The organism is Streptomyces sp. NPDC059866 (genome assembly GCF_042731325.1).
Taxonomy (GTDB): Bacteria; Actinomycetota; Actinomycetes; order Streptomycetales; family Streptomycetaceae; genus Streptomyces; species Streptomyces flavusporus.
Genome location: NZ_JBHWJT010000067.1, coordinates 1 through 22,514 on the forward strand (window position 1 = coordinate 1; position 22,514 = coordinate 22,514).

The window sequence follows — 22,514 nt, forward strand, 5'->3', positions numbered from 1 at the left end:
TCGCACCCCGAGCCGCTCTGGCGGACACGCGGGTCACGGCAACGACTGCTCGCACTCACTCTCGCTCACCAGAACACGCTTGAGCACACTTCAGCGGCCGCAGTTCCACACCCCATTACCAGCCCGAGGACGTCTATGCGGGCACCCTGCTCGGCCGCCTGGAGGCCCTGCACTCCGGCGTGACCACGATGCTGGACTGGTACCACGTCGCGCAGAGCCACGAGCACGAGGACGCCGCCGTCGCCGCGCTACGGGACGCACCGGGACGGTCGATCTTCTGCCTCGGCGCGGGATGGGGCACCCCCGAGCCCGTCGACGCCGACATCCGCCGCGTCCGCTCCGTCCTGCCCGGGGACGGCCTGGTCACCATGGCGTTCGGGCTGCGCGGACCCGAGGCCACCCAGCATGGGCACCGTCGCCCGGGAGCTGAAGCTGGCCGCCGAACTCGGCCTGCGCACCAGCCTGCACGTCGAAGCCGGCGGGACGATCGCCGATTTGCGCGAGCACGGTCTGCTGCGGGACACCACGTTCGTGCACGCCAACGGGATCAGCGACGAAGAGCTGCGGATGCTCGCCGACGCGGGCAGTTCGCTGTCGATCAGCCCGGACGTCGAGCTGAAGATGGGGTTCGGATCGCCGATGACCGGCCGGGCGTTGGCCGCCGGTCTGCGCCCGACGCTGTCCATCGACGACGTCCCGTCGGTCGGCGGCGACATGTTCTCCACCATGCGTACCGCCTTCGCCGTGCAGCGCGGCCTGGACGGCGGCCTGCGCTCCCGGGACCTGCTGGAGTTCGCCACCGTCGATGCCGCCCAGTCGTGCGGGCTCGACGCCCGAACGGGCAGCATCACGCCCGGCTAGGACGCCGACATCATCCTTCTGCGCGCCGATGACCTGACCGTGTTCCCGGTCACCGACCCGGTCGCCACCATCGTCAGCGCCGGCCATCCCGGCCTGGTGGACACCGTCCTCGTCGCCGGCCGCGTGGTCAAACGCGACGGCGTGCTGGTGGACGTCGATCTGCCGGCGTTGAGGGCCCGGCTGGTGGAATCACGCGACCGGATTACGGCGGCCGCCGGCATCCCGCTCGACGGCACATGGCGTCCCCAGCCTGAATCGGAGTAAGCGCACTCGGCTGCGAGAACATCTGCGCCCCGTCCGCTTCCACACCGGCGGGGTCAGGTCCGTGGACGCAGCGCGCACGGCTTTGTGCTTTCCGCTGCCGGAGGTGCGCTGGTGCGCAGAAGGCTCAGTTGTCGAACGGCGTCACGTCGCCAGGCGTGAGGTCCTCTCGCACAGCCCGACGTTGCGCCACAGCCGGTATGACACCGGCGGCAGCCACTTCACCCCCGCCGTGGCCCCGTGCGCGACGCCTCGGCCGGCACCTGCCGCTTCACGCCCCCGCCGACGCCGCGCGCCCACGGTGACCATGCCGCGGCAGTGTGCTGGCGGATCGGGTTCGCCCGGACGAGGTCCTGCTCGATCGCCCACAGATAGAACTGGTTGACCGTGGAGACCTCTCGATCCCAGGTCGCGCCCTCCACTCGGGGCCCATGCCCGTCACGCCGGCGCCACCACTCGTACGCCGACCGATCGTCTATCGTCGCGCCGGCCGCACTGTCCCCGCGCGAACCACCAGCAGTCGAGGTAGGTCCGCAGGTCCCGGGCGTGCGCGGCCTGCGTGTTCCACGGCGAGGACGCCAGCCATACCGAGAAGTACCGGTTCAGCGCACGTCGTACTCGCCCGTCGGACTGATCAGGAACGGCTGTCCCTCGGGCACACCCAAAGCGTCCAACCGCTGATCGAGACCGGTGAACAGGGCGCTGAACTCCCATATGAACGGCGTGACTTCCCGCGGCCACGCCAGGTCTCGGCGAGTGAAGTGCACGCGCCAGCCCGAGATCGACATGGCGCTGGACGATAGCCCGTGGGCAGCTCAACAGCGCATAACCGAAGACCGGGCCCCCTCGGCGCCACACCGATCCTCGCGTCGGTGCCCAGGCTTCAGGTCGGCGACCGTGATCAGGGAGACGGGCCGCTCCGAGGCGAGTTCCACGACGGCCTGCCCGCAGGGCGCCGACGGTGCGCCTGATGCGCGGATCTGCGCGGATCGGCGCGGTCACTCACCACACCGAGCTCCGCAACGCGTCTCGGCCTCCTGGAGTCGGCGGCAGCGTGAACCATCGGGTCGGTGGTTGGCGGCGTTGGCCTCCGATGCGGGTGACGCCAGTGGCAGCTTCGAGTTGCTGCCGCAGGCGCTGGTGTCCAGGGCGCAGATCTGACGAGGCACCAGTAGCCCGTTCGCCCCCCTCCGGCGCTTCCTCCGCCGTGATGATCTCCACGCCGGTGACCTGCGTAAGCGATCAAACAGGAACGCCGCTGCACCTGACCGGGCGACACATCCGCCGGTCCGTCATGTTGCGGGACTGACGGACTGTCGGTTGCCTCGTGAGCGGAGCACAGCACAGGCGCCGCGCAGACAGGCCGGACACTGCTCCGTCGGAGGATTCGCATGCGTTACACACATATTGGTGCAGGTATCGGCCTGGTTCTCGGTGCCCTCGGGCTGCAGATCCCGGCCGCTGTCGCCGCTGATGACTCAGAAGTCCACATCAATCCGTCGAATGCCTCCCCGGGTTCCACGGTCACGGTCAGTACAACGGCCTGCGACCCTGACGCGGACTACGGCAAGGGCTGGTCGGAGGTCGGAGGGCCGTTCCACCTCTTCGAGGGCGACGAGGAGGGGGAACTCACCGGCCAGTTCCAGATCCCGGAAGGAACCAGGCCGGGCAGCGACACAGTCACCCTCAAGTGCCCACCACTGACCAAGATCACGGATACGTATCAGATCACCGGCCGCCCTCCGAGCGGCTCAGTCAGCGCCGGCTTCGGACCCGCCGAAGACACAGGCACGGAACTCGCCCTGGGCGGTGCGCTGCTCGTCGGAGCCGCCGCCGGGGGTGTGGTCTGGATGTGCCGCCGCCCGAACGGCAGTCGAACCTGACCGCCCGACTCCGCCGACTGCGACCAGCTCCGTCCACTCCGGCCTGAACCGGGCCCCCCGACACGGCATCGATCCGGGGGCCGCGAGGCCCCCACCACTCCCTGTGCACCCGCCGTGAAGCAAAGGCTCAACCGCGATGGAACCCGGGCACCACACCAGCACTTCCCGAGACCCGTTCATCCCTGCGGTGCGCCTTCTGGCTTGCGCAATGACGGCGGGAGCGGTGCTGCTGATCAGCGGGGTGCACGACAAGGAGCCACCACAGCCATCGGCGGCCCAGGCCTTCTCCACCTCTGCAGACCCCACGCCCCCCACCACTGCCTCGACTACCCGCACCGCTGTCCAGCCTCTGCCCCCCGCGGATCCGGTCCGGCTCCGGATCGCCGCCATCGGCGTGAACGTCCCGATGACACGACTGGGCCTCGATGCGGCAGGGGCGCTGCGGCCCCCACCACCTGGCAAACCCGGCCTCGCCGGCTGGTACGGCGATGGCACGGCTCCCGGCTCGGCAGGGACCGCCATCGCCACCGGGCATGTGGACACGCCCACCGGCGGCCCCGGTGTCTTCCACGACCTCGGCGCCCTGACCAAGGGCGCCACCATCGAGATCAGCCGGGCGGACCGGCGGACGGCGGTGTTCGCCGTCCGCGCCGTCGAGCTCTACGACAGGAAGAAATTCCCCAGCAAGAAGGTCTACGGCAGTTCCGGCCGGCCCGAACTCCGGTTGATCACCTGCGGCGGCGGCTACACCGAGCGCACCGGCTACCTGAGCAACGTCGTGGTCTACGCGACACTGACCGCGGTGACGTAGCCGGCCGAACAGGCGCCGCCGCAAGCCCCGGTCAGAAGTCCCTGAAGCAACCAGTCAGCGGCCAGGACCGGCGCCAACCCATTTGCACCGACGGCCCGTTGGGCCTGACACCTCGTAGGGTCAGTAGTGGAAAGGCTGTCAGGTGATCTTGGGCATGTCCCCCTGCGTCGCCCTGAGGTCGATGACGGAGAAGGCCGCGCCCTGGGGGTCGGAGACGGCGGCGAAGCGGCCGAAGGGGCTGTCGTGCGGCCCGAAGTGGACCTGACCGCCGTGCTTGGTGACGATGGCGATCGCGTCGTCGCAGTTGTCGACGGCGAAGTAGACGTTGACGTACGGCGGGACCTCGGCGGGCCAGTCGTCCGTCATCTTCATCCGGCCGAGCACGGTGTCGTCGCCGAGGTTGTAGATCTTGAAGTCGACGGCCTCGTCCTCCATGACCTTCACCCCGTAGCCGAAGACGGCCGGGAAGAAGGCGTCCGCCTTCTCCGCATCGCGGGTGGTGAGCTCGGCCCAGCAGAACGCACCGGGCTCCTCTTCCTTCTCGAAGCCCTCATGCGTGCCCGCCTGCCAGACGCCGAAAGCGGCGCCGCTCGCGTCCTTGGCCATCAGCATCTTGCCGAACTCGCCGACGGCCATCGGCTCCATCATGAGTTCGCCGCCGTTGTCGCGGATCCTGGCGGCTGTGGCGTCGACGTCCGTCGACGCGAAGTAGAGGCTCCAGGCCGGCGGGCCTTCCCAGCCGGGCATCTGGGGGGAGAGCGCGGCGACGTTCTTCCCGCCGGAGTACGCCTGGGTGTAGTTGCCGTACTCCTCCGACGCTTCGCCGAAGGTCCAGCCCAGCAGTTCGCCGTAGAAGCTCTTCGCGGCCTCCAGGTCGGGGAACATCGCGTCGGCCCAACAGGGCGTGCCCTCAGGTTTCACGGCCATGGCCTGACTGCCTCCTGCTCGAGTGAGTGTCTGGCTCGCCACGATATTCGTGGATCATGGTCCGCACCCAGGCAATAATTCGAACATATGGTCAATTTTTTCGGGTGGCGCCGATGCCGGTCGACGGCGCCCGGCCTCACCCGCGTGCTGGGGGTGAGGCCGCGACACCACTTCCCGCTCAAGGTGGCACCCGGGTACCACGGACAGGGCGGCACGCCTTCCTGACGTGGGCGGTTGACGCAGGCCGGCGTGGGCCCGGCTGCCGGACGCGAGGAAGACTCGATGATCGAAGCGCAACAGTCGACGAAACGGTACGGGGAGAAGACGGCAGTGGACCGGCGGGACTTCAGCGTCGAGCCGGGCTGCGTGACCGGCTTCCTGGGCCCCAACGGCGCGGGTAAGCCCACGACCATGCGCCTGATCATCGGCCTGGCCGCTCCCACCGCCGGCACGGTACGGGTCAGCGGCCGCCGCTACGCGCAGCACACCGCGCCGCTGCAGGAGGTCGGCGCGCTGCTGGAGGCGAAGTCGGTGGCTGCGCTCACTCACCGGACGTGCACACGAGATCCTCATCGCCATCGGCAGATGGCTGGACCAACACCGAGATCGCCGAACACCTCGTGCTGTCCGGGTCCACCGTGAAGAAACACGTCGGACGGGTCCTGGCGAAGATCGGCGCCAGGGACCGGATCCAGGCCGTGATCCTCGCCTACGACCTCGGACTGGCCCGCCCCAACGGTCCCGCCTGAACCGGAGGTGAGCTCAGACGCCACGGCGTCCCGCGCCTTGTCGTGGACGAAGCTGCGGACGGCACCCTCCAGCGATCCGCCGAGGCACCCCAACGCCTTGGCGAGCCGGGGGACGCTGTCAGGGGCGACGCCTTCGAGCAGGGCCTCCACATCGAGGTGCTCCATGACGGCGCCCGTCACCCGGTTCGCGACCGCCGCCTGGAACATCCTCGTCGGAGGCGAGCGGGGCGACTGACGCAACGTACCGGTCGGTGTCGCCGACGATGTCGGCGGTCCAGTCGAAGCTGCCGGCCTGAGCACAGGGCATGGTGATCGCTGGACGTCCGCAGGTCAGATCCCTTTCTCCGCGGGCTCAAGAATCGCCACGCACTCCACATGATGCGTCATCGAAAACGCGTCGCGATGCGCAGTTTGGGAAGAAGTTGCAGGTCATACGCCATTTTCTGACCATCAGGCTGGTTACCGGGCAGTCGTAGCGTCGAACGAGCGTCACCGTATCGGGCAGGACCGGGTCCGACGGAGCCGTCGCCACTGGCGTCCGCCTCTGTGCCCCCGGTCAGCACGGAGGCGGACGTATCTCTCGCGGATGAGAAACATGAGAACCGCACATTCATGACTTCTCCTTGACTTCCGCTGAGGTTCGTCCCGGCTGGTCAGCATGGCGGAGCGCCGTCCTCCACGGGTCGGCCGAATTCCGCTCACCACTCCGCTCGGGAGACGAGATGCCGCTGAACCGCAGGGAATTGCTGAGCCGATCGGCGCTGGCCGGCGCCGGGGTCATGCTCATCGGCAGTGTGGAGGCGCTGCTCACGGCACCCGGAGCCGTGGCCGACACGGGCGCGGCGGGCAGCACCGTCGGCTACGGCCCGCTGGTCCCCGACCCCAAGGGCGTCCTCGCTCTCCCCGAGGGCTTCTCCTACCGGATCCTGACCCGCACCGGCGTCACCACCCTGGAGTCCGGCCAGACCACCCCGAGCAACCACGACGGCACCGGCGCGTTCGCGGTCGGCGGCGACGACGATGACGACGACGCCGTGACCCTCCTGGTGAACAACCACGAGATCGACGACCCGCTGGGCGTGGCCGAGCACCCCGTGCCGCACCTGGACGGCCTGGTCTACGACCCGGCGGCGGCCGGCGGCTGCACCGTCGTCGAGGTGTCCGACGACTCCGTGCGCGAATGGGTCGGCATCGCCGGCACCTCCACCAACTGCGCCGGCGGTGTCACTCCCTGGGGCACCTGGCTCACCTGCGAGGAGACCGAGGACAAGGCCGGCATCAACGGCATGACCAAGGACCACGGCTACGTCTTCGAGGTCGACCCCGAGCATGGCAGCGCGGCCAACCTCGACCCCAAGCCCATCAAGGCCCTCGGCCGCTACGCCCACGAGGCGGTCGTGGTCGACCCCTACCGCGGCCACCTGTACCTCACCGAGGACGCCTCCAAGCCCAACGGCCTGCTCTACCGCTGGACCCCACCGGTCGGCTTCACCCACGGCCCCGGCAAGCTGCGGGCCTTGGCCGACAACGCGGGCGTACTTGAGGCGTTCAAGTGCTTCGACTCCGCCGGCCAGTACGTCGACGACCTCTCCCGCGCCACGAAGGTCGGCACCGCGTACGGCGTGGACTGGGTGAAGGTCCCGGACCGCGACGCCGTCAGCACCTCCGTGCGCAAGCAGTTCCTGGCCGGTGAGATCACCCGCTCCCGCAAGCTGGAGGGCATGTGGTGGGGCGACGGCGGCGCGTACTTCGTCTCCAGCTACGCCCGCACCGAGAGCCCCGGCACGCCGCACGACGGCCAGGTGTGGTTCTACGACCCGCGCAGCAGCACGATCACCCTCAAGGTGCTGCTGGCGGTCAACACCGACCCGTCGCAGGACGGCGCCTACGACGGCCCCGACAACATCACCGTCTCTCCGTTCGGCGGCCTCGTGATCGCCGAGGACGGCGACGGCGTCTCCCACCTCTTCGGCGCCACCGCCGACGGCCAGACCTACCCCATCGCCCGCAACGAGCTGAACGTCGGCACCCCGGAGGCCCCGGAGTACAGCGAGTTCGCCGGCGTCACCTTCTCCGCCGACGGCAAGACGCTGTTCGCCAACATCCAGGACCCCGGCATCCTCCTCGCCATCACCGGCCCGTGGTCGGGCGACGACGGCGACGACGACTAGTTCCGCCGGTTCCCCCTCCCCTCTGATTCCGCCCCCCCCACGGCTCGACCGGTTCGACGGCAGTGGCTCAACGGCGAGCCACCGCCGACCCCTTGCCAGTGACACCTCTCCTCACGAGGAAACTGACATGCAAACCCTCATCGCACACGCACGCACCTTCGCCCACACTCAGGGCGCCGAACTGGGCGAACTTGCCGCAGGGCAGTCGCCGTACGCCCTCTTCATCACCTGCTCCGACTCACGCGTCATCCCCTCGCTCATCACCGGTGCCCGCCCGGGCGAGCTCTTCGAACTGCGTACGGCGGGGAACATCGTCCCCCCGTACGACGCGGGTCCCACCTCCGAGGCCGCGACGATCGAGTACGCCGTCAAGGTGCTCGGTGTCTCCGACATCGTGGTCTGTGGGCACTCCCACTGCGGTGCGGTCGGCGCGCTGGTGCGCGGCGACGATCTGTCGGCCGTACCCGCGGTGCGCGAGTGGCTCGGTCACGCCGCCGTACTGCCGTCCGGCGCGCCGAACGACCCGCAGGTCGCCGAGGCGGTCCAGCACCACGTGCTGGGGCAGGTGCTCCGGCTGATGTCGTACCCGTGCGTGGAGACCCGCCTCCGGGACGAGCGGCTGCGGGTCCACGCCTGGTTCTACGAGGTCCACACCGGCGGCGTGCTGGCGTACCGGGCCGAATCCGACTCCTTCGAGACGCTGTGAGGCATCCGATGAACACCGCTTACTTCAAGCAGGACTTCGCCGCCTCCGTCGTCGTGTTCCTGGTCGCCCTGCCGCTGTGCGTCGGCGTGGCCGTCGCCTCCGGTGTGCCGGCCGAACTCGGCATCGTCACCGGCATCGTCGGCGGTCTCGTCACAGGCATGCTGCCGGGCAGCAGCCTCCAGGTGTCCGGACCGGCCGCCGGTCTGACCGTGCTGTGCTTCGAGGCCGTGCAGTCGCACGGGCTCCCGATGCTCGGCGTGATCGTGCTGGCCACCGGCCTGCTGCAGCTCGGCATGGGGGCGCTGCGCTGGGGGCGCTGGTTCCGGGCCATCTCCGTCGCCGTGGTCGAGGGCATGCTCGCCGGGATCGGCCTCGTGCTGATCGCCGGCCAGCTGTACTCGATGACCCAGAGCAAGGCCCCGTCGTCCGGCATCGACAAGATCGCAGGGCTTCCGGCGATGTTCGCCGACTCGCTGGGCTCCGGCCCGGCTGTGGCGTCGCTGCTGCTGGGCGTGGGCACCATCGCCGTACTCGTGCTGTGGCCGAAGCTGCCGCAGAAGGTGCGCGTCGTGCCCGGCCCGCTCGTGGCCGTCGCGCTCGCCACCGTCGCCTCGCTGGCCTTCGGCCTGCCCGTCACCAAGGTGACGGTGGAAGGTCTGGTCTCGGTGATCCAGCCGCCCGCCCCCTCCGCCTTCGCTGACCTGGCGGACATCGGGGTCGTGAGCACCATCCTGGCGTTCACGCTGATCGCCTCGGCCGAGAGCCTGTTCAGCGCGGCGGCCGTGGACCGGCTGCACGACGGCCCCCGCACCCGCTACGACAAGGAGCTGATAGCCCAGGGCGTGGGCAACACGGTCTGCGGCCTGCTCGGCGCGCTGCCGATGACCGCGGTGATCGTGCGCAGCGCAGCCAACGTCCAGGCGGGGGCCCGGACCAAGGCCTCCCGGGTGATGCACGGCGCCTGGCTGCTGCTGTTCGCGGCCCTGCTCCCGGCCGCGCTGGGCATCATCCCGATCCCGGCGCTCGCGGCGGTCCTGGTGTACTCCGGCTTCAAGCTGATCCCGGTGAAGGGGCTCGCCGTCCTGTGGCGCGGGCACCGCGGCGAGGCCGTGATCCTCGTCGTCACCGCGGTGTCGATCGTCGCGATCAGCATGTTCGAGGGCGTACTGATCGGCCTCGCGCTCGCCGTGGTCAAGACGGCCTGGGAGGCGTCCCACGTCAAGCTGGAGATCGTCGACAAGGGCGCGGGCCCCGTGCAGGCCCACCTGAGCGGCAACGCGACCTTCCTGCGGCTGCCGAAGATCCTCGACACCCTGGAGGCGATCCCGCAGGACCGTCCCGTCGAGCTGGACCTGTCCCGGGTGCACCACCTCGACCACGCCTGCCGTACGGCCCTGGAGAACTGGGCAGAGCGGCACGGAGCGGCCGACTCTGCCTCGGCCAAGGTCATCATGGCCGCCGTCTGAGCCATGGCCGGCTGAGCGGGACGCGGGGGCGGCGCCGTACGGGGTGCCGCCCCCGCACACAGGCCGCGCATCGCTCACACACAAAGTTCAAGAGCAGGTAATGCGGCTGGTGGGCCGCCCGCCGGACCCCGCTGGTACCTCTTCAGACCGGATCCGATGCCGGAAGGCCCACCAGCCGCTCACCCCAGGACACCGAGGAGGTCGTACCCGAGTGACCCGCAGCCAGCGTCTCGCCGCTCTCGCGGCCGGCGCGATCCTGCTCGTCGGAATCCCCGTCGCCGGAGTCCATCAGGCGCCGCCGCCGGATCTCGGCGAGCCCGTCGTCGTCGGCCGCACCGGAATCGGCCCCACGAGCAGCTCCGTACCGTCGCCGGACAGCCGGGCGAGGGAGCGGACCCCGACCCGGTCACCGTCCCCCGGCGCGACGACAGCGACCCCCGACGAGTACGGCAGCGAGGCTGCCGTCGCCCCTACTCCCCCCGAGGCGGAGAGGCAGGACGACACGGACTCCGACCGGACGGACGAGGCGCAGCCCGTGTCACCGAAGGCCCCCAGCCCAGCCGGAGACACGTCGGACGACGATCCGACGCCCACCTACAGCCCCGCAGCGTCGGCCACCTCGGGGACGCCGAGCACACCGGCAGGCGACGATGGAGACGACGATGACACCGGTGAGGACGGTTGAGCCCGCACCGAAGCAGGCCGTCGGAATGTCCGGGCGCCACCCCCTGCGGTCGATCCGCGTGCGCCTGCTCGGGCGGATGCTGCTGCTGGTCGGACTCACCCTGGCGAGCCTCACCGGTGCGGAATCGTTCATCCTCACGGCTCGACTGAACGAGCGCGTCGACCGCGAACTCGCCCACGACATCGAGGCGTTCCGCTCCTTCGCGACCGGGACCGCAGCCGGTTCCGGGCCGACCCCCGGCGGGGTCCGCGCCCTCTTCGTCTCCTACCTGGAGGGCTACATACCGGAGCACGGCCAGACCCTGATCACTCTGGTCGACGGAGAGCCGTACCGGCGCTCCGCCGAGGAGCCGCCGGCCCGCCTGGACACCGACCGCGCACTGATGCGGCGGGCCGCCGAGGTCCGCTCACCCTCCTACGGGGACGCGCAGAGCGCGGCGGGCTCCGTGCGGTTCGTGGCCGTGCCCGTAGCGGTGGCGGGCGACTCCGCGCCGGGCGTCCTCGTCATCGCCACCTTCACCCAGCAGGAACGCGACCATATCAACGACTCGATCCGCACTCAGGTCTATCTCGGCTTCGGCGCCCTGCTGCTCTCCGCGTGCGTGGGCTGGATCTTCGCCAGCCGTATCGTCGCACCGCTCCGGGTGCTGCGGGACACCGCCCGCTCCATCCACGAGTCGGACATCACCCGCCGCATCCCCGTCCAGGACCGGGACGAGATCGGCCGACTGGCAGCCACCTTCAACGACATGCTCGGCCGCCTGGACGACGCCTTCTCCACCAAACGGCAGTTCATGAATGATGTGGGCCACGAACTGCGCACCCCCATCACCATCGTGCTCAGCCAACTGGAGACACTCCCCGACGACCCCGCCGACCGCGCCCAGACGGTCTCCGTCATCACCGACGAACTGCACCGCATGCACCGCATGTCGGAGGAACTCCTCATGCTGGCCAAGGCCCGCCGCCCGGACGCCCTGCGCCCCGAGGACCTCAGCCTCTCCGAACTGATCGAGGAGGTGTACGTCAAGGCCGCCGCGCTGGCCGAACGCCGCTGGCTCCTCGACTTCGCGGAGAACCCGCACCGCGACACCCTCCACGCCGACCGCCAGCTCCTCACCCAGGCCATGATCCAACTCGCCCAGAACGCCGCTCAGCACACCGAGGAACACGGCCGGATCTGGATCGGCGGACGGGCCGGGCACGACAGGGTGGAACTGTGGGTCAGGGACACCGGCCCCGGCATCCGGCCCGCCGACCAGCAACGCATCTTCGAGCGGTTTGCGCGTGCCGAGGAGAGCCGGGGCAGGACCGGAGCAGGCCTCGGACTCGCCATCGTCAAGGCCATAGCCGAGGCACACCACGGCGAGATCGACGTGGACAGCGCTCCGGGCCGCGGCGCGACCTTCACCCTGCGCATCCCGTACATCACGCACGCCTTGAACGGCGGTCCCCGGAACCCATGAGCGAGCTATGAGCCCGACATGAGCCAGAGCAGACAGCCCCGCCGCCACCTCCTCATCGCCGAGGACGAGGCCCACATAGCCTCGAACCTCTCGGAACGCTTCACCGCCCACGGCTTCCGCACCACCGTCGTCACCGACGGCGAGTCGGCCCGCCGCGCGGCCATGTCGGGCGGGTTCGACCTCATGATCCTCGACATCGGCCTGCCCGGCGAGGACGGCTTCACCGTGGTCACCCGCCTCCGCGCGGCGTCCAGTGCCCTTCCGGTCATCATTCTCACGGCTCGGGACACCGTCGCCGACACTGTGTACGGCCTGGAGGGCGGCGCCGACGACTACATGACCAAACCCTTCAGCTTCGAGGAACTCCTCGCCCGCGTCCGGCTGCGTCTGCGCCTGCGCGAGACCGACAACTCCGTCCTGCGCCGTGCCGGAATCGCCCTGGAGACCCGCACCCGCCAGGCCTATGTCGACGGCCGGATCCTCCAGCTCAGTGCCCGGGAGACCGCTCTGCTGGAACACCTCATGCGCAACGCCGGCAGCGTGCTCAGCCGGGAGGACCTGCTCTCCGACGTCTGGGGGTACGAGGCGTCCGAGGGCTCCAACGTCGTCGACGTGTACATCCGCTACCTCCGCCGCAAGCTGGGCGCGTCCAGGATCACCACGGTGCGGGGGCAGGGCTACCGGCTGGGCGGCGACGAACTCGCGTGACGGGGGCAAGGCCGCAGGGATCTGCCCAACCCGGCCGAGCCACCCGACCGGCGTCACGCCGACGCCCAGCCCCCCCCGGAGCCAGAACTGACCCCGCGCGACGCCTGGTTGCTGGTCGCCCTCGCCACCCACCCCGACGGCCGCACGGCGGCCCAGCTCGCCCTCGATCCCTTCGCGGACCGGCACCGGGCGGGGTGGGTTCGTGCGGAGACGGGGTGCTTGCGGGCGAGCCTGCCGGGGTTGCAGACGACACTGAGCCGGACCGCCGGTCGCGAGGCCGCACGGAAGCGCAGCCACAGCCCCCTGCTCGGGGCCGGGGGGAGATTGGCTCCGGCTGCGTGGTGCCGGGACACGGCCGCGCCCCGCCGGGGGCAGGCGGGGGCAGGTGCCCCCCGCATGGGCGGGGACGTGGTGGAATCACCGCGTTCGGGGGACTCGGGGTGTAATCCTTCACAGGCCCGGATGGAGCACCCGCTTCCATGCCGTGCTGCTCCTGCCATCCGCGGGGGTCGAAATGAGAGTCGAACTGATCCGACAGGCTGCCACCGTGCTGTTCGACGTCCCGGACGGCGCTCATCAGGAGATCATCGCGCTCATCACGGCTGTGGCCCAGGCTCCGAAGCCACAGGATCCGGAGCTGGCCGCGGCGTTCGGTGAATGGTGCTGGCTCGTCTACACAGCCCATGGTGACGTGGTCGAAGTGCTGGACGTCGGCTGCGCCCGGTGACGTCAGCTGCACGCGGGGGCTGATTCCCGGCGCCCCGTGGCCGCCCGGGAAGCGCGCAAGGCGTCGCTTCCCCAAGCTACCGAGGCACCTGCCCGGGGCCGGGTCCCGTGCACGGTCACCGGACGGGTCCGGCCCTTGAGCCTTCCGGTTCCCTCCCGGACGGTCAGCGATTCCGCCTCGGTGCGTGCGGGAAGACGCGCATGCATGCGTACGCCTCCGCCGGATTCGACGGAGGCGTACGTGTTGATCATTGTGTGCTACGGCCCGGTGCCGGGAGCGACTGAGCCACCGCGCATGCCGAGTGATGCGGCGTCAGTCGTCCCCGTCCAGCGCGTTCGTGACCTTGGCCAGGTCGACGAACTTGAAGTCGGTGTTGTCCCGGACCTCCCCGTCCGCGTCCGTCTCGTCCGGGGTGTTGTGCCCGTCCTGCACCACGAGCAGGCCGTTCGGGTAGCGGGAGCCCAGGGGGGCGTTCAGCACGGCGGCGCCGTCGCACTCCTCGGAGCCGTCGACGGTGCCGGCGGTGATCCGGAAGCCGCTCTCGTACTCGTTGTTGTCGGACACCTCGCGGTCGTACGCGGCGAAGGTGTTGTCGCCCTGGCTGGAGGCGAGCAGGTAACCGTCACCGGAGCCCTCGTCGAGGATGGTCAGGCCCTCGACGTCGGCGGACAGGTGCGTGCCGCCGTATCCGGGGTCCGCGCCCGCGACACACTCCTCGGTCGCCTCGTCGTACGTGGCGGGGACGCCGTACTCCCGAACCTTCTCGATCAGCTTCGGCTTGCCGCCGAGGTCGGCGGGCATCCGCCAGATGCCGACGTCCTCCTGGCCGGCGTACAGGACCTTGTTCACCGGGTCGACGACCATGCCCTCGACCTGCGGGAGGTCACCGGGGTCGGCGCAGGGTGTCCAGGACTGGCCGTTGGGGAGGGTGAAGGAGGACGGCAGGTCGATGGTGCGCACCTGCCGGTAGGTGACCGCGCCGGTGGAGGTCGCCTTCAACTCCAGCAGGGCCAGCCGGGTGCGGCTGCGCCGGCTCGCGACGGCGTAGGAGCGGCCGGTGGACTTGTCCGTCCAGGTGGCCAGACCGTAGGGGGTGGTCTGGCTGTTGACCTCGTCGAGGGTCTTGGAGAAGACCAGCGGGGCGTTCGGGTCGGTGATGTCCGTCAGCGGCTGGGCGGCGCCCGGGGTGATCCGGTAGATCCGCAGGTGGTCGCGGCCCCGGTCGGTGACGACGGCGACGTCGGCGCGGCCCGTCGGCAGCGGGAATCCGGAGACCAGGTCCACGTTGTTGAAACGGCCCGGCTTGTCGTCGGGGGTCGGGGCGGGCGGCGCCGGGATCGACTGCACCTCCTTGCCGGCCAGGTCGTACACGCGCAGGCCACCTTCCTTGGCGGTGGCGATCACCAAGCTGGCGTCTGGGTCGGCGGCGTTGCGCCAGATCGCCGGGTCGTCGGCGTCGGCGTTGCCGCCGGCGCCGTCGCCGTACAGGGCCGGGGTCTCGGTGGTGGCGGTCAGGCCCGGAAGCCCGGAGTCGGCCTGTGCCGAGGTGGGCAGGACCGCCACGGCGGTCATGGCCGCGACGATCGCGGCGAGCTGTGTCCCGCGCAGGTTGCGCACAGTACCTCCACGTAGGGGGAAGAGCGGACGAGGCCCGGTGGGGCAACGCATGGCATGTGATCGATGTGATCCCTGCGTCGGGCCGCCAAGATCCTCAGCTCCGAAGGTGAAGCGCTTACCGCCGCCCGGTGACGTGTCCATGCCCTGGTGGTGAGGAGTCGGAGCGCGCCTCGCCCGTGGCACGCCCCTGGCCCGCGGTCTCCGGCCGGCGGCTGGAAAGAGGTTCTCCCAACGCTCACTTTCCGTTGGGAATCGGACGAACGTTTCGCTCCTAAGGTGGCGGCGGCCGCCCCCCGGTTCTCCCCGTTCGTTGCATCGAGAGGGACTCCCATGACAGGCACGTCCGCCGGAAGACCGACCGGTCCCGGTTTCGAACGACGCACCCTCCTGCGCGGAGCAGCGGTGGCCGCGGCCGCATCCGTCCCCTTCCAGTCCCTCGCCGCGCGCACGGCGGCAGCCGCACCGGTCAAGCTCGAATTCGACGCCGGATACGGCCCGTTGAGCCCGGTGAAGGACCAGGCGACAGGCCTGGAACTGCTGCAACTGCCGCGCGGGTTCGAGTACATCTCCTACGGGTGGACGAACGACCTCATGGACGACGGGGTGCGCACCCCGGGTTCGCACGACGGCATGGCGGCCTTCCGCTACGGCGACAAGGTCCACCTCGTCCGCAACCACGAGCGCGGCGCCGGGCCCGCCTTCACCGCACCCGCCTACAACCCCGAGGCCGGTGGCGGCACCACCACCCTGGTCTTCGACCCCGACGCCAGCCAGTGGCTGGAGTCCTACGGCAGCCTCGGCGGCACCATCCGCAACTGCGCCGGCGGTCCCACCCCGTGGAACACCTGGCTGACCTGCGAGGAAACCTTCTCCACGACTGTCGGCAAGCGCCACGGCTACATCTTCGAGGTGGCCTCGCAGGGCAAGGGCAACCCCGAGCCGTACAAGGCAATGGGCCGGTTCAACCACGAGGCGATCGCCATCGACCCGGCGACTGGCTACGTCTACGAGACCGAGGACCGCGGCGACGCCTCCCTGTACCGGTTCGTCCCGGCGGTCCCGGGCGACCTGTCCAAGGGCGGCCGGCTGGAGGCCCTGCGTATCGGCAGCACGTCGTACGACACCCGCCTCGACGGCGAGAAGGCGTACGGCACCGTGTCCTGGGTGCCCGTGGAGGACGTCGACCCGGCGACGGACACGGTGCGGTACCAGGCGCAGGCGAACGGCGCCGCGGTGTTCAGCCGCCTGGAGGGTGCCTGGTACGGCAACGACCGCATCTACGTCATCACCACCGACGGCGGTCCCGCCCGCCAGGGCCAGGTCTTCGAACTCGACCCGGCCACCGACGAGTTCCGGGTGCTCTTCGCCTCGCCCGGCGCCGAGGTCCTCAACGCGCCGGACAACATGTGCGTCAGCCCGCGCGGCGGCCTGGTGCTCTGCGAGGACGGCGGCGGCACCGAGTACGTCCACGGGCTGACCACCGAGGGCGAGATCTTCCGCTTCGCGGCCAACAACGTTGATCTGCGCGGCGGGACCGCGGGCAAGAACGTCCCGGCGGCCGACAACCGGGGCTCGGAGTGGGCCGGTTCGGTGTTCGAACCGAAGAACGGCAACTGGCTGTTCGTGAACGTCCAGTCCCCCGGCATCACCTTCGCGATCACCGGGCCCTGGACCCAGGGCGCCCTCTAGCCTTCGGCCGAGAACGAGGGACGCGTCGAGGACTCCGTACGCCCAGCCCTGCATCGCCAGGTGCGAGGTGTCAGCGACCTCGACGCGCTCCCACAACGCCCGGCCTCGGCCGAGAGCTTCATCGCGCGAACGCACCCACTCGGCGCCCGCCCCGCGAGACAGGGAGAGTTGAGGCGAAGGCGGTCACGGCTCGAGGTACGCCACTTCAGTGGCAACCTGTTCGACGGCGTGCAGCCTGCGTCGCAGGTGGGCACGCTCGGGCTCGGTCCCGGCCAGGGCGAGTGCCTCCCGATAGGCGGCCGTCGCCTCGGTGAGGCGGCCCAGCCGGCTGAGCAGGTCGGCCCGCGCGGCCGGGTAGGGGTGGTAGTCGCGCAGCCGCGGCTCGTCGGCCAGATCGTCCAGCAGGGCCAGGCCCGCTTCCGGGCCGTCGCGCATCGCCACGGCCGCGGCCCGGTTCAGCGCGACGACGGGGGACGGCGCCAGTGCGAGCAGCACGTCGTACAGCGCCACGACCTGCGGCCAGTCGGTCGATGCGAGGTCTTCGGCCTCGTCGTGCAGCGCAGCGATCGCGGCCTGCACACCGTAGGGGCCGGGCGGTCCGCCCGTCAGCGCGACGATCACCAGGCCACGGCCCTCGTCGATCATCGCGCGGTCCCAGCGGCTGCGGTCCTGCTCGTCGAGCAGCACGAGCGCGCCGTCCGGACCGGTGCGGGCCTCGCGTCGGGCATGGACGAGCAGCATCAGCGCGAGCAGCCCGGCGACCTCCCGTTCGGCGGGCAGGAGCCGGTGCAGGATGTGGGCCAGCCGGATGGCCTCCTCGGCGAGGTCGAGCCGCTGAAGGAGCGGGCCCGAGCTGGCCGCGTATCCCTCGGTGAAGATCGAGTAGATGGTCTGCAGCACTCCCGGCAGTCGTTCCGGCAGTTCCTCGGCGCCGGGCACACGGAAGGGAATGCGGGCCTCGCGGATCTTCTTCTTCGCCCGCGTGATGCGCTTGGCCATCGTCGCCGGTGGTACGAGAAAGGCCCGGGCGACCTCAGGCGTGGTCAGCCCGGCCAGGCACCGCAGGGTCAGTGCCAACCGGTCCTCGGCCGCCAGCGCCGGGTGGGCGCAGGTGAAGAACAACTGCAGCCGTTCGTCCGGCAGTTCCCCACCGGCATCCGCGGGCGGGGCGGGGGCGGCACGATCGGCATCCACTTGCAGGAGTGCCAGCCGGGCGGCGTAGGCGTGGTTCCGCCGCAGCCGGTCCACCGCCTTGCGCCGCGCCGTCGTCATGAGCCATGCCCCGGGCCGGGGCGGAACGCCGGAGGACGGCCAGTGCACCAACGCCGCCTCGATGGCCTCCGAGGCCACCTCCTCGGCCAGATCGAGATCGCCGAAGCGACGGACGAGGGCCGCCAGCAGGCGGCCACGCTCCTCCCGGAAGACGGCCTCCACCGACGCCGCAACAGGCGTCCCGGTACCGGCGGCCCTCTCGTCCACGATCCTCAGCCCCCGAACTCGGCCACCGGCCGCACCACGACCGACCCGCTGCCCTGTGCCCCCGGGCAGCGGGCGGCCCAGTCCAGCGCGACATCCAGGTCCGGCACGTCGATGACGTAGAAGCCGCCGAGAACCTCCCGGGTCTCGGCGAACGGCCCGTCCGTCACGATCCGCCGACCCTCCTGGTCGACCCGGACCGTGGTGGCGGTGACCAGGTCGGCGAGCGACTCGCCGGAGACCAGGATCCCGGCATCCCTCACCTCCTTGTCGTAGGCCATCCAGTCCTCGACGCTGCACTCGGCGGCTCCGCCGTCTTCGTCCACGGCACCGGCGTTGATCAGCAGCATGTACTTCACAGTCAGCCTCCCGTTGTCCCTTGCCTTCTTGTCTTCGCGCACGACACAGCCGTCGTACGACATGACTACGAACGGCACGCCCTCGGATGGACACCCTTCCCGAAGAATTTCACCAAGGCCCGTGCCACAAGACCGGCAGTGATCGGGAACGAGGGACCTCCATCACTTGGTCCACAAGGATTCCCAGATCGTTCATTTGGTGACGGACTGATTGTTTCTGCACCAAACCTACTCATCGGTTGGCCGGAAAGAGTTGGCCTTCCTGCACGGTGCAGTGCTCGGCATCTCGGCCGCCGTCTTCGGCGGCACCCTCATGCACAGTGCCGTCTACGCGGCCCCGCCCAGAACGGCACCAGCCCCTACGGCGGCCTGCTGGCCGCCGACGCCGACGCCGACGCCGACGGGATCACGCTGCCCAGCGGCTTCACCAGCAGAGTCATCGCCCACTCCGGCCAGACCGTCTCCGGCCCCTCTTACACCTGGCACAACGCCCCCGACGGCGGCGCCTGCTTCGCCGACAGCACCGGCTGGATCTACGTCTCGAGCGACCCCCAACGCTGAGCCACGACCAGGTGATGACGCCGGCCCACAGCAGCATGGCACCGTTGGTGCAGTACGGCCCCGGATGACGACGTCGTACTGGCAGCGGGGTCAGACGGGCCTGCCACACGCCCCAGGGGCCAGAGCCAGGCGAGCATCACCTCCTGCACGTCGATGCCGCACTTCGGTGACCTTGTCGCCACACGATCGTGGGCCCCGCCCGGCGGGCGACGACCGCAGACACGCCAGATCGACCAGCAGCTCCCACTCCCCAGCCCCGAGCCGTTCTCTCAGCCGCCCGGCGTTCGAGATCATCACTGCGGCTGACCCAGGTCCGGCTGATCCGGGAGGACATCCACTACCGTCGGCAATCCGGCCCGACCGCGTCGCTACATGACAGCCCGAGTAAAAGCGACTCCCGGTAATGCCGGATCAGGGTTTCAGGTGCGCAGGAGAGCGGCGATGCGGGCGGCGGTGCACCGGGGGCTGCTCACCTCGCAGGCGAGCGCCATGACCTGGTCGTCCTCGGGGTGGATGAAGTACGGCTGCTTGCGGGTTTTGCCCGTGCCCGGGTCCTTGGCCTGCTGCCACTCGTAGAAGCCGTCGGCCGGCAGCAGGCAGCGGCGCCGGAGAAACGCGCGGCGGAAGGCGGGCTTCTCGTGCACGGTCTCGAGCCGCGCGTTGATCATCCGCGCACCGATCTTGACGTCCTTGGCCCACGACGGCACCAGGCCCCAGCGCAGCGGCCGCAACTCCCGTCCCCCTGAGGCGGCTTCGTCCTTGTCGCGCGGGGTGCGCTCAAGGACGGCCCACACCTCGTTGGTCGGGGCAACGTTCCAATTCGGCGCGAAGGTCTCCTCGGCTCGCCAGTCGGTGACCTGGAAGAGCTGAACCAGGTCCTCCGGACTGCGGGTGGATACGTAGCGACCGCACATGCAGCCAGTCTGCCACCAGCATCCCTGTCTGCCACTGTGCCGGTTACCGTCTCGAGCAGACGAAGCCGGCCTCGAAAAGGCCGAGGCGGGCTGATCCGGCTGAGTCCTGAGCGCGGTGCTGTCGGTCTGGTGCCGTACTGTTCGCCGAGCTTCGTCGTCCCATCGGAGAACCGCATGTCCTCGCTTGCCCGGCTTGTCGCAAAGCTTGCCGCACCTTTGCCCGCCTCCCAGGCATTCGCCCCTTCCCTGATCGGACTGCCGGGACGTAGGGCACTCGTGCAACGATGCGACAGCGAGCCGGTCGTGCATGACGGGGACGGCTCGTTCGGCATGGCACTCACGGCTGTCACTTCTGCCCTTGGTGTGCCTCGAGACTGTTCGGACCGCGTGGCGACTGCCCGCGGGGCAGTGCAGAGATACGCGTCATGGGGAACAGCGTCGCCTACGCTGCCCTTGAACTGGTTGCTCACTATGCTGACGAGGTGCTCGAGCTCGGCGCCCAGGTGCCAACTCCGCCGGGAAGGCGGGCTATCAGCGGTCCCAGTCACCCCCTACCATGCCCTGCATGCCCTATCTGCTGATCCGTCAGAGGTTCGCCGACTACAACCAGTGGCGTGAGGCATTCGACTCCCTCACTGAGCAGCGCAGCGCCGTAGGTCTCGAGACCGTCGTCGTCACCCGAGACATGGGCGACCCGGCCGAGGCTGTCGTCCTGTTCCGCTTCGACGACATCGAACAGGTCAAGAAGCACTTTCCGTCGCCAGAGTTGGAGGACGCCTGGCGGCGTGGCGGTGTCATCGAGGGCAGCAACCAAGCGACCTTCCTACTGGAGGCCGAGTAGTCGGCCGGGGATCCGGGGTCAGCTTGAGCCGGTCTCGGGGGCGACCGGTGCTGGCGGGGTGAGGGTGAACAGGCCGGTTCGAGTGCGGTGAGGATGCCGCGGTTGACCAGGCGTTTCAGCCAACGCGCGGTCTCGTGCACCAGCCACTGCCGGTCCGCCGCCACACCCGCACCGCCACCCGTCGAACTCTCACGGAACACCCTCTGAGAGCGCATCTGTGGAGTTGTCAGCCCAAGGTGGTCCGTGCAGGCCCGGCCGAGGGCGCCCCCTGCCGCGATGAGTTCCGGCCGGGTCGCGGGTCTGTTCTGGTGACCGCCGTAGGGCGTCGTACGACGCTGCCCGGCACGCGACACCACGGAGAACGCCATGACGAACACGCCGAGTGACCCGACCACCGCCCTGCCCGGCCGCCCGCCCGTCGTTGACCTGGCCACCTGGCAGGCCGCCCGTGACGAGCTGCTGGTCCGCGAGAAGGCCCACACCCGCGAGGGCGACTCCCTCGCCGCAGCCCGCCGCCGGCTGCCGATGGTGGAGCTCGACGGGACGGTCGAGGTCGTCGGACCCGACGGCCCGGTCCCGTTCCTGGAGCTGTTCCAGGGCCGCGACGAGCTCGTGGTCTACAAACACATGTGGTACGACGGCGCGCCGCACCAGGGGCAGTGCGAGGGCTGCACCACCACGGCCTGGCACCTGAAGGACGCCGTCTACCTCAACGCCCGTGGCGTCTCGTTCGCCATCCTGACCACAGGCCGGCCGGACGAGGTGGCCTCCTACGTCGAGTTCATGGGCTACACCCAGCCCTGGTACTCGGTGCGCGACGTGGACGAGCCGGTCGGCGGCAGCATGGGTTACCTCACCTGCTTCCTGCGCGACGGCGACCGCGTGTTCCTCACCTACTCCACGACGGGCCGTGGCAACGAGCGGGTCAACGGCTCCTTGGGCCTGCTCGACATGACGCCTTATGGTCGCGGCGAGGCGTGGGAGGACAACCCCGAGGGCTGGCCCGAGGGGCACAGCCCGTGCTGGTCCTGGCGTTCGGACGCGGACGGGAACGCCACCTGGGGCCCGACCAGCCGCCCCGTGCCACAGTGGACCCGCCCCGGCGCGACGCCCGTGGAGACCCTCGGCCGGCACGGCCACCACCACTGACGCACCCTCGTCGACGGCCTCGGCAGAAGGTGTTACCGACCTTTCCGCTGAGTTGCCGGGGCGACATCACTTGATCCCTGCGGTAGTTCGTGGCCATGAGGTACGCACAGGGTGGTGGCCTCACTTCGCAGGGTCAGGTCGGGCGGGAGCGGGTGCGGGCGGCAGGCCCTGCGCCCGTCGGGTCCTGCGAAGGGACCGAAGGTCGACGACAGTGACTTCGCCGTGCTCGAGCCGCTCCTGCTGGACGGCGCGATGGCCCAGGGCTGGGCGGATGAGCGGTGGACGCTTTCGCGGGTGCGACTGCTGATCGCGGACCAGTCGGGGGCGTTGTCGGTTCGCGGTGTGTGGGAGGTGCTGCGGCGGCATGGCTGGTCTTCGAGGACGAAGCCGCCGTCTCGATGGGCTCAGTCAAGATTTTCGTGATGGGGTGACCGAATGTCACTTCGGTGGCATGGTCCGCAGTGTGTGACGACTTGCTGGACATGGTG

General features: G+C 70.0%; 20 protein-coding genes and 5 pseudogenes. 18 read left to right on the forward strand and 7 right to left on the reverse strand.

Features of this window, described 5'->3' with window-relative positions; all coding sequences use genetic code 11:
• Positions 1-405: 405 nt before the first annotated feature.
• Entirely contained in the window at positions 406-861 is a 456-nt protein-coding gene (locus tag ACFV7R_RS44340; protein ID WP_385275677.1) for an amidohydrolase family protein, read from the forward strand.
• A gap of 39 nt (positions 862-900) precedes the next feature.
• Positions 901-1,125 carry a hypothetical protein gene (locus tag ACFV7R_RS44345; protein ID WP_385275680.1) on the forward strand — a complete coding sequence of 75 codons (225 nt, stop codon included), beginning with the start codon at positions 901-903 and terminating at the stop codon, positions 1,123-1,125.
• Between the two features lie 599 nt (positions 1,126-1,724).
• On the opposite strand, the gene ACFV7R_RS44350 is transcribed toward ACFV7R_RS44345, so the two are convergent.
• Positions 1,725-1,910, reverse strand: a complete 186-nt coding sequence (locus ACFV7R_RS44350; RefSeq protein WP_385275683.1) for a hypothetical protein — start codon at positions 1,908-1,910, stop codon at positions 1,725-1,727.
• A 603-nt stretch (positions 1,911-2,513) separates the two neighbouring features.
• On the opposite strand from ACFV7R_RS44350, the gene ACFV7R_RS44355 reads away from it, so the two are divergent.
• Together ACFV7R_RS44355 and ACFV7R_RS44360 are read left to right on the forward strand one after the other, a co-directional pair.
• Positions 2,514-3,005 carry a sortase gene (locus ACFV7R_RS44355; protein WP_385275686.1) on the forward strand — a complete coding sequence of 164 codons (492 nt, stop codon included), beginning with the start codon at positions 2,514-2,516 and terminating at the stop codon, positions 3,003-3,005.
• Between the two features lie 208 nt (positions 3,006-3,213).
• Complete coding sequence (locus ACFV7R_RS44360; RefSeq protein WP_385275689.1) at positions 3,214-3,816, forward strand: class F sortase; 603 nt, start codon at positions 3,214-3,216, stop codon at positions 3,814-3,816.
• A 138-nt stretch (positions 3,817-3,954) separates the two neighbouring features.
• On the opposite strand, the gene ACFV7R_RS44365 is transcribed toward ACFV7R_RS44360, so the two are convergent.
• A complete protein-coding gene (locus tag ACFV7R_RS44365; protein WP_385275692.1) occupies positions 3,955-4,743 on the reverse strand; it encodes a VOC family protein in 789 nt (262 codons plus the stop codon).
• Between the two features lie 282 nt (positions 4,744-5,025).
• Here ACFV7R_RS44365 and ACFV7R_RS44370 point away from each other — a divergent pair.
• Both ACFV7R_RS44370 and ACFV7R_RS44375 read left to right on the forward strand, forming a co-directional pair.
• Positions 5,026-5,277 (forward strand): annotated as a pseudogene (locus ACFV7R_RS44370) (ATP-binding cassette domain-containing protein); the annotation flags it as partial.
• 1 nt (position 5,278) lies between these two features.
• Positions 5,279-5,492, forward strand: a pseudogene (locus ACFV7R_RS44375) (response regulator transcription factor); the annotation flags it as partial.
• A gap of 12 nt (positions 5,493-5,504) precedes the next feature.
• Here the strand turns inward: ACFV7R_RS44375 and ACFV7R_RS44380 are convergent.
• A pseudogene (locus ACFV7R_RS44380) lies at positions 5,505-5,769 on the reverse strand (hypothetical protein); the annotation flags it as partial.
• A gap of 445 nt (positions 5,770-6,214) precedes the next feature.
• Between ACFV7R_RS44380 and ACFV7R_RS44385 the strand changes: the two are divergent.
• The 7 genes from ACFV7R_RS44385 (at position 6,215) to ACFV7R_RS44415 (ending at position 13,420) form a co-directional block, all read left to right on the forward strand.
• Positions 6,215-7,663: an alkaline phosphatase PhoX gene (locus ACFV7R_RS44385; protein ID WP_385275695.1), complete on the forward strand. Its 1,449-nt coding sequence runs from the start codon at positions 6,215-6,217 to the stop codon at positions 7,661-7,663.
• Between the two features lie 127 nt (positions 7,664-7,790).
• Entirely contained in the window at positions 7,791-8,369 is a 579-nt protein-coding gene (locus ACFV7R_RS44390) for a carbonic anhydrase (protein WP_385275698.1), read from the forward strand.
• Positions 8,370-8,377: 8 nt separating this feature from the next.
• Positions 8,378-9,835, forward strand: coding sequence for a SulP family inorganic anion transporter (locus ACFV7R_RS44395; RefSeq protein WP_385275701.1), 1,458 nt, complete (start codon positions 8,378-8,380; stop codon positions 9,833-9,835).
• 211 nt (positions 9,836-10,046) lie between these two features.
• Entirely contained in the window at positions 10,047-10,520 is a 474-nt protein-coding gene (locus tag ACFV7R_RS44400) for a hypothetical protein (RefSeq protein WP_385275704.1), read from the forward strand.
• Positions 10,507-11,985, forward strand: coding sequence for a sensor histidine kinase (locus ACFV7R_RS44405; RefSeq protein ID WP_385275707.1), 1,479 nt, complete (start codon positions 10,507-10,509; stop codon positions 11,983-11,985). The genes ACFV7R_RS44400 and ACFV7R_RS44405 overlap by 14 nt, the downstream gene beginning before the upstream one ends.
• Before the next feature lie 18 nt (positions 11,986-12,003).
• The gene (locus tag ACFV7R_RS44410; protein WP_385275710.1) at positions 12,004-12,693 is read left to right on the forward strand and encodes a response regulator transcription factor; all 690 of its coding nucleotides are present in this window, start codon (positions 12,004-12,006) and stop codon (positions 12,691-12,693) included.
• 547 nt (positions 12,694-13,240) lie between these two features.
• Positions 13,241-13,420 (forward strand): hypothetical protein, encoded by a 180-nt coding sequence (locus ACFV7R_RS44415; protein ID WP_385275713.1) that lies wholly within the window; start codon positions 13,241-13,243, stop codon positions 13,418-13,420.
• Between the two features lie 312 nt (positions 13,421-13,732).
• On the opposite strand, the gene ACFV7R_RS44420 is transcribed toward ACFV7R_RS44415, so the two are convergent.
• Positions 13,733-14,992, reverse strand: coding sequence for a phytase (locus ACFV7R_RS44420; protein ID WP_385275728.1), 1,260 nt, complete (start codon positions 14,990-14,992; stop codon positions 13,733-13,735).
• A 375-nt stretch (positions 14,993-15,367) separates the two neighbouring features.
• On the opposite strand from ACFV7R_RS44420, the gene ACFV7R_RS44425 reads away from it, so the two are divergent.
• Positions 15,368-16,726 carry an alkaline phosphatase PhoX gene (locus ACFV7R_RS44425; RefSeq protein ID WP_385275716.1) on the forward strand — a complete coding sequence of 453 codons (1,359 nt, stop codon included), beginning with the start codon at positions 15,368-15,370 and terminating at the stop codon, positions 16,724-16,726.
• Between the two features lie 183 nt (positions 16,727-16,909).
• On the opposite strand, the gene ACFV7R_RS44430 is transcribed toward ACFV7R_RS44425, so the two are convergent.
• Positions 16,910-18,205: an RNA polymerase sigma factor gene (locus ACFV7R_RS44430; protein ID WP_385275719.1), complete on the reverse strand. Its 1,296-nt coding sequence runs from the start codon at positions 18,203-18,205 to the stop codon at positions 16,910-16,912.
• Between the two features lie 5 nt (positions 18,206-18,210).
• A complete protein-coding gene (locus tag ACFV7R_RS44435) occupies positions 18,211-18,561 on the reverse strand; it encodes a YciI family protein (RefSeq protein WP_385275731.1) in 351 nt (116 codons plus the stop codon).
• Positions 18,562-18,874: 313 nt separating this feature from the next.
• On the opposite strand from ACFV7R_RS44435, the pseudogene ACFV7R_RS44440 reads away from it, so the two are divergent.
• Positions 18,875-19,107, forward strand: a pseudogene (locus tag ACFV7R_RS44440) (translocation protein TolB); the annotation flags it as partial.
• Positions 19,108-19,601: 494 nt separating this feature from the next.
• Here the strand turns inward: ACFV7R_RS44440 and ACFV7R_RS44445 are convergent.
• Positions 19,602-20,036, reverse strand: a pseudogene (locus ACFV7R_RS44445) (SOS response-associated peptidase); the annotation flags it as partial.
• 565 nt (positions 20,037-20,601) lie between these two features.
• On the opposite strand from ACFV7R_RS44445, the gene ACFV7R_RS44450 reads away from it, so the two are divergent.
• From ACFV7R_RS44450 to ACFV7R_RS44460, 3 genes are all read left to right on the forward strand, one after another.
• Complete coding sequence (locus ACFV7R_RS44450) at positions 20,602-20,877, forward strand: hypothetical protein (protein ID WP_385275722.1); 276 nt, start codon at positions 20,602-20,604, stop codon at positions 20,875-20,877.
• Between the two features lie 366 nt (positions 20,878-21,243).
• On the forward strand, positions 21,244-22,026 hold the full coding sequence (locus ACFV7R_RS44455; RefSeq protein ID WP_385275725.1) for a DUF899 domain-containing protein: 783 nt from the start codon (positions 21,244-21,246) through the stop codon (positions 22,024-22,026).
• Between the two features lie 252 nt (positions 22,027-22,278).
• Positions 22,279-22,449: a winged helix-turn-helix domain-containing protein gene (locus tag ACFV7R_RS44460; protein WP_385275734.1), complete on the forward strand. Its 171-nt coding sequence runs from the start codon at positions 22,279-22,281 to the stop codon at positions 22,447-22,449.
• The last annotated feature ends 65 nt before the right edge of the window (positions 22,450-22,514 follow it).